This is a genomic window from Nostoc cycadae WK-1 (assembly GCF_002897135.1).
In the GTDB taxonomy this organism is placed as follows: Bacteria; Cyanobacteriota; Cyanobacteriia; order Cyanobacteriales; family Nostocaceae; genus Nostoc_B.
On record NZ_DF978462.1, the window covers coordinates 1 to 5,369 of the forward strand.

At 53.4% G+C, this 5,369-nt stretch carries 5 protein-coding genes and 1 pseudogene; 4 read left to right on the forward strand and 2 right to left on the reverse strand.

The window, feature by feature from the left end; all coding sequences use genetic code 11:
- Window positions 1-56: 56 nt before the first annotated feature.
- A pseudogene (locus tag NCWK1_RS30670) lies at window positions 57-185 on the reverse strand (DUF4113 domain-containing protein); the annotation flags it as partial.
- Window positions 186-200: 15 nt separating this feature from the next.
- Window positions 201-590 carry a DinB/UmuC family translesion DNA polymerase gene (locus NCWK1_RS28715; protein ID WP_146034061.1) on the reverse strand — a complete coding sequence of 130 codons (390 nt, stop codon included), beginning with the start codon at window positions 588-590 and terminating at the stop codon, window positions 201-203.
- A gap of 170 nt (window positions 591-760) precedes the next feature.
- On the opposite strand from NCWK1_RS28715, the gene NCWK1_RS28720 reads away from it, so the two are divergent.
- The 4 genes from NCWK1_RS28720 to NCWK1_RS28735 all read left to right on the forward strand — a co-directional run bounded on the left by NCWK1_RS28720 (window position 761) and on the right by NCWK1_RS28735 (window position 5,003).
- A complete protein-coding gene (locus NCWK1_RS28720; RefSeq protein ID WP_103127030.1) occupies window positions 761-2,032 on the forward strand; it encodes a beta-barrel domain-containing protein in 1,272 nt (423 codons plus the stop codon).
- Between the two features lie 42 nt (window positions 2,033-2,074).
- The gene (locus NCWK1_RS28725) at window positions 2,075-2,317 is read left to right on the forward strand and encodes a hypothetical protein (RefSeq protein WP_146034062.1); all 243 of its coding nucleotides are present in this window, start codon (window positions 2,075-2,077) and stop codon (window positions 2,315-2,317) included.
- A 61-nt stretch (window positions 2,318-2,378) separates the two neighbouring features.
- A complete protein-coding gene (locus NCWK1_RS28730) occupies window positions 2,379-2,843 on the forward strand; it encodes a hypothetical protein (protein WP_103127032.1) in 465 nt (154 codons plus the stop codon).
- A 66-nt stretch (window positions 2,844-2,909) separates the two neighbouring features.
- Complete coding sequence (locus tag NCWK1_RS28735) at window positions 2,910-5,003, forward strand: peptidase domain-containing ABC transporter (protein ID WP_103127033.1); 2,094 nt, start codon at window positions 2,910-2,912, stop codon at window positions 5,001-5,003.
- Window positions 5,004-5,369: the final 366 nt, after the last annotated feature.

Here is a 5,369-nt window from a genome sequence, read left to right on the forward strand (position 1 = left end):
CCCCGGAGTTGGGTGAAGAACCTTTTTTTCACCCGTCTTTCTACATTGATTGCAATTCACCGCGCCCTCAACATTCCATCCCACTGAGTCGTGAAGGAGGGCGACAGATACTCCTGCCGCATGGCCCACACGGGCCTACGGTCCGGCGCTGTGCTGGATGACGCAAATGACACGCTGCCGCGCCCAAATTTGTGGTTGGCCTAGTCCAAAGCCTTCATCAGGGCTTCGGATTTGGGGTTGCGCACCGGGGCAAACAGGTCCGATTGCTGGATGTGTTCGGCGCTCAGATCCACCAAACCTACACCGGCCTTCTTCCACGCAACATTGGGGCGGTACATCGCCGCCGTTGCTGCCTGTGCCGCTTCCAAAACAACTCGTGTGTCGGCGGTCGGTGCAACCAATCGAACGGTTCGCGATGGGTGATGAGCGCAGCACGAACGCAGTCGGACTCGTCCGAGCATCTCGTAGCGCGTGATCAGCGCCTGTTTCAGTGCGACCGAGCCCCAATTGGCCTGTCGCGTTGGGGGCATGTGTCGCCAGCAACTGACGCGCGCTTCAATCGATCCCCGAAGCCAGACCGAGCCAGCCATCCTTGCCTCCCCATACGCGACACAGGTCGGTGGCCCAACGTTGCCCCTGCCTCTCCGTACGCGACTCCTGGGCAGAAAAGAGTCCTCAATGTGACGTATCGAGGTTGTTGACGGTCGAGAGAGGGTGATGTTAGAACAAACATTCACAGGGGTGTGGTGCTTGCTCAAAGATGTCTGAAGAGCTTTTTCGCAAGGAAGTGTTGGACGCTAGGCGTAACGGCTGGCTGGGAGAGGTTTCGGTTGCGCAGCCTATGCGCGTTTGGCTTCTCACATGGATGGCAGCCGCAGTGGCCCTCTCGGTCGTCTTGTTCTTGGCTTTGGCAACCTATACCCGTAGATCGACGGTAACTGGGCAGTTGATCCCATCCACGGGCATGGTCGCTGTCCTGTCGCCAGCCACGGGCGTGGTTAGTCAAATGCGCGCTCTCGAAGGCGAGGAAACGCTTCCCGACCAGAGACTAGCAATTGTGACGGTGCCTAGGGCCACGATTGCCGGAGGCAGCGCAGCCGACGCAATAGCCTCCAAATTCCAGAATCGCCGCGAAGGATTACGTACTGCGCTCAATGCCCAGATGGCCGTCCAAGACGTCCAGCTCGACGGCTTGCAGAAGCAACTCGCGCAGGCTCGTAGTGAGCATCGCCAGCTCCAACTCGAGATTGCCACTCGAATGGAGCAAATCAGGATCGCGAAAGAAACTCTGGATCGTTTGAAGCAGCTCGAAGATGAGCGTTACGTCAGTATCTTACAAATCAAGCAACAGGAATCGGCGTGGCTCGACCACACTGCGAACGTTCAAGCCATGCAACGGCAGGCCACCAGTCTTCAGCGTTCAATCGTTCAGCTTGAGCAGTCCGTTCGCGCCCTTCCTGGAGATCGGAAGAAAATTGAATCTGGATTTGAAGTTGACTTGGCGACCCTCGAGCAGGAAGAGGTGGAGAATGAGGCCCGCGGGGCATTGGTCGTCACCGCTCCGGTAGCCGGGGTTATTGCCAACCAACTCGTGAAGCTCGGACAGTCCGTCGACGCTGGTCAGCCGATGTTGAATATATTGCCGGAGGGTGGCGTGCTCGAGGCAGATCTACTAGTCCCCAGTCGTGCGATTGGCTTCATTGCCGTTGGCGATACGGTTCAGCTTCGCTATCAAGCCTTTCCCTATCAAAAGTTTGGGCACCAGGTCGGGCAAGTGAAATTAATAGGCCGATCTGCGCTTAATAGCAGCGATCTCGGATCGCTGATCGGGGCGGCGCGAACAAATGAACCATTCTACAGAGTCACCGTCTCTCTAAAGTCACAAGAGGTCTTCGCTTATGGACATAAAGAATCCTTGAAGCCGGGGATGCTGCTTGAGGCAGATATACTGGGAGAGAATAGATCCTTGATCGAGTGGGTCTTTGAGCCACTCTACGCACTGAAAGGCAAACTCCTAAAGGAACAACCCTAAGTGCAGTTATTTCCGGTGTATTCCGGGCCCAGGGCGCAGGGGATGCGTCATATCGCAGTAAATAGACAGAAAGGATTTTGTAAAATGCGTGAACTTACCATGATCGAGATCGATGCAGTCAGCGGCGCCATGAACGATGGCCAGCGCTCCGCGATGTACGCTGGTATTGCCGCGGTCTACGGTGGCGCAGCTGCTATCCCGAGCCCGCTCTCGCCGGCCCTGGGCCTGATCGCGGGGGCATCGGCAGCAGCATCTGCCTATTACGCTTACCAGGCTGCAAAGTAATCTCGATCTGATCACCTCTCATGGCCCGAGACGTCTCGGGCCATGAGACTTGGAGAAAAGCATGTTCCTTATTAAAAGTAATGGCCAAAGTGCTGTTGTCCCGGGTTTTCTCCTAGGATATCACGGCGACGCAATGATGCCGGAATACGCAAGACATAAGGCGACACTGCCTGCATTCCTGCTCGCTGGCATAGGATGTGCCATCATGTGTGCGTACGCCCTATTTACAAGAGAGGACCAGCATACATTTATCGCCTTTGGAATTTTCATGGCGATCTTTTCTGCAAAAATGTTTACACAGCGCTTGGTCAGGGTCAACTTTGCAACTGGCTGCCAGGCACAGCCCGCGCCGTTTGCCACAAGGCTGAACAATCTCCTCACCGCAGTAAATCTGCTGATGCTCGGCATGGCATTCATTCGCCTTACGGGAAGGTTCTCATCGTTCTTCTTTGAAGCTTTCGGCGTCTCGATGATTGGCCTTGCAATTGCCTGTTCCCTGGCGTTCCACAACGGCAGAAAACACTAGTGTTCAATATGCTGCTGCGTGAACTGACTGTGTTTTGCAAGCACGGATGATGACGGAAAAACAGTTGTGAAGTACATAAGTCAGTCAACTGCCGCCGAGTGTGGATTGGCATGCATCGCAATGATTGCAGATGCGAACGGGAATCACATTGGACTCACCGAGCTACGCAGACGTTTCCCTATCTCGCTAAAAGGGGCACGTCTTGGTGATCTCATGCGGGTTGCTCAGACGATTGGCCTGGCCACTCGACCTTTGAGACTTGAGCTGGAGGACATCCAAAGCCTTCAGCTCCCCTGCATTTTGCACTGGGATCTGAATCACTTTGTTGTCTTAAAAAATATCAAACGTGGCAAGGCGACCATACTCGATCCCGCCTTCGGCGAGCGAGTTCTATCGATGTCGGAAGTGTCTCGTCACTTTACCGGAATCGGGCTAGAACTGAGCCCAACTGATGGCTTTGCCCGGCAAGCCGAGCCTGCGCCCGTTTCACTGAAAGAACTGACAGGCCCTTTGCGCGGAGTTAAGAGCGCACTTGTCCAGATTCTGCTTTTATCATTAGCATTACAAGTATTCCTTCTGATCGCTCCATTCTTCATGCAGTGGGTCGTCGATCAGGTGCTTGTAACCTCGGATCATGATTTGCTCACCGTCCTCGCCGTTGGATTCGGCTTGGCACTCCTGCTGCAAGTTGCGATCGGACAAGTGCGTGCTTGGTCAGTAATAAATATTTCAGCTCAACTGGGCCTGCAGTGGACTCGAAATGTAATCATTCACCTCCTCCGGTTGCCCTTGAAATTCTTCGAGGCTCGCCACTTGGGCGACGTCACCTCCCGACTGGGATCTATTCAATCCATCCAAAGAACCCTTACTACAAATTTTGTAGAGGCATTGGTTGATGGGTTGATGTCTATTGTCACACTGGCGCTGATGCTGGTCTACAGCTGGAAGCTAGCATCTGTGACCATGCTCGCAGTGGCCGCATACTTACTCCTTAGATGGGTTTCATCCATCCCCTTGAAGCGAAGAACCGAGCTTCATCTTGTGGCTGCCGCCAGGCAGGAGACCCATTTACTTGAATCGATTCGCGGCATTCAAAGTCTTAAGGTGGCAGGTGAAGAGGCACAACGAGGTGCGGCACATTCCAACTTGATGCAGGACGCTGTAAATCAAGAGATCCGGTTGGCAAAGTTCGCGCAGGTGTTTGTAGGCGCAAATCAGCTAATATTTGGACTAGAGCGAGTCCTTGTGATTTGGATCGGTGCCAACCTAGCACTTCAGAGTGTCTTCTCAGTAGGCATGCTCATCGCTTATCTAGCATATAAGGACCAATTCGCGCTGCGGATGGCGGGCTTGGTTGATCGTGCCATAGAGTTTAGGCTGCTGCGGCTGCACGGGGAGCGTCTCGCTGATATCGTACAGTCAGAACCTGAGTCATCGAACCCAGGAGGATTGGGGCGCCCTGATTCACTGAGAGGCATAGAAATTAGAAATGTTTCCTATCGTTATTCCGAGGGAGAACCTTGGATCGTAAATGATTGTAGTTTTACAATCAAACATGGCGACTCGGTAGCGATTGTGGGCGAATCAGGCTGTGGAAAAACAACCCTCGTGAAGCTCATTTTGGGTTTACTAAAGCCGGATAAAGGGTCACTGTTGATTGGCGGCATCGACACATCACAATTGGCAACCAACGATCTCAGGGCAATGATCGGAGCAGTGATGCAGGATGATCAACTCTTCGCCGGGAGCATCGCGGAAAACATAAGCTTTTTTGACTCGGATCTTGACTTCGACAGAGTTCAAAGAGTTGCGGAACTGGCAGCTATTCACCTAGATATATCGGCAATGCCTATGGGCTATCAGACGCTGATCGGTGACATGGGAAGTTCTCTCTCTGGTGGCCAAAAGCAACGAATAGTCTTGGCACGGGCACTCTATCGCAACCCGCTCGTGCTTGTTTTAGATGAAGCCACCAGCCACTTGGATGTCATGAAGGAGAGGCTTGTCAGCGACGCGATCAAGAGTCTGCCGATCACAAGGATAATCATTGCCCATAGACCTGAGACAATTGCCAGCGCCGATAGAGTTTTGGTAATGGAGCAAGGACGCATCGTTCACGAGTTTGGAGCCCAGGTACAACTAGAAACAGCTAGCCCTTAAGTTTACTTCGGCAACTCCCGCTAAAAGTCTGCCACTGTGACCGCTCACCCGATGCCGAAAGTGATCAAATCAGGCAACGCTTGCAAGGCCTTCAATTCTAAGCCTGATTGGCTTGACACTTGGCTCCAACCCCGATCCCAAGGACATGGCTGCACTGCAACAGGCGATGGTCGATCCGCGACGGCCGTACTACGAACGCGGCCCTGAAAGTGAGACCTAAGAAATCAAAAGCCCTGCATTGCAGGGCTTTTTTTCGGTTCTTCTCCCATGAGAGGGGAGAGGCTCACTGCCGACCCGCTAGATTGTGGTTGGCGAGACTCAAAACCTGTCTCTTATACCCATCTAGATGTGTATAAGAGACCGCCC

Excerpts from the sequence above, each read along its gene's own strand:
- NCWK1_RS28725 (WP_146034062.1), top strand. The coding sequence starts at position 2,075 with ATGCGTCATATCGCAGTAAATAGACAGAAAGGATTTTGTAAAATGCGT.
- NCWK1_RS28720 (WP_103127030.1), top strand. The coding sequence starts at position 761 with ATGTCTGAAGAGCTTTTTCGCAAGGAAGTGTTGGACGCTAGGCGTAAC.
- NCWK1_RS28730 (WP_103127032.1), top strand. The coding sequence starts at position 2,379 with ATGTTCCTTATTAAAAGTAATGGCCAAAGTGCTGTTGTCCCGGGTTTT.
- NCWK1_RS28715 (WP_146034061.1), bottom strand. The coding sequence starts at position 590 with ATGGCTGGCTCGGTCTGGCTTCGGGGATCGATTGAAGCGCGCGTCAGT.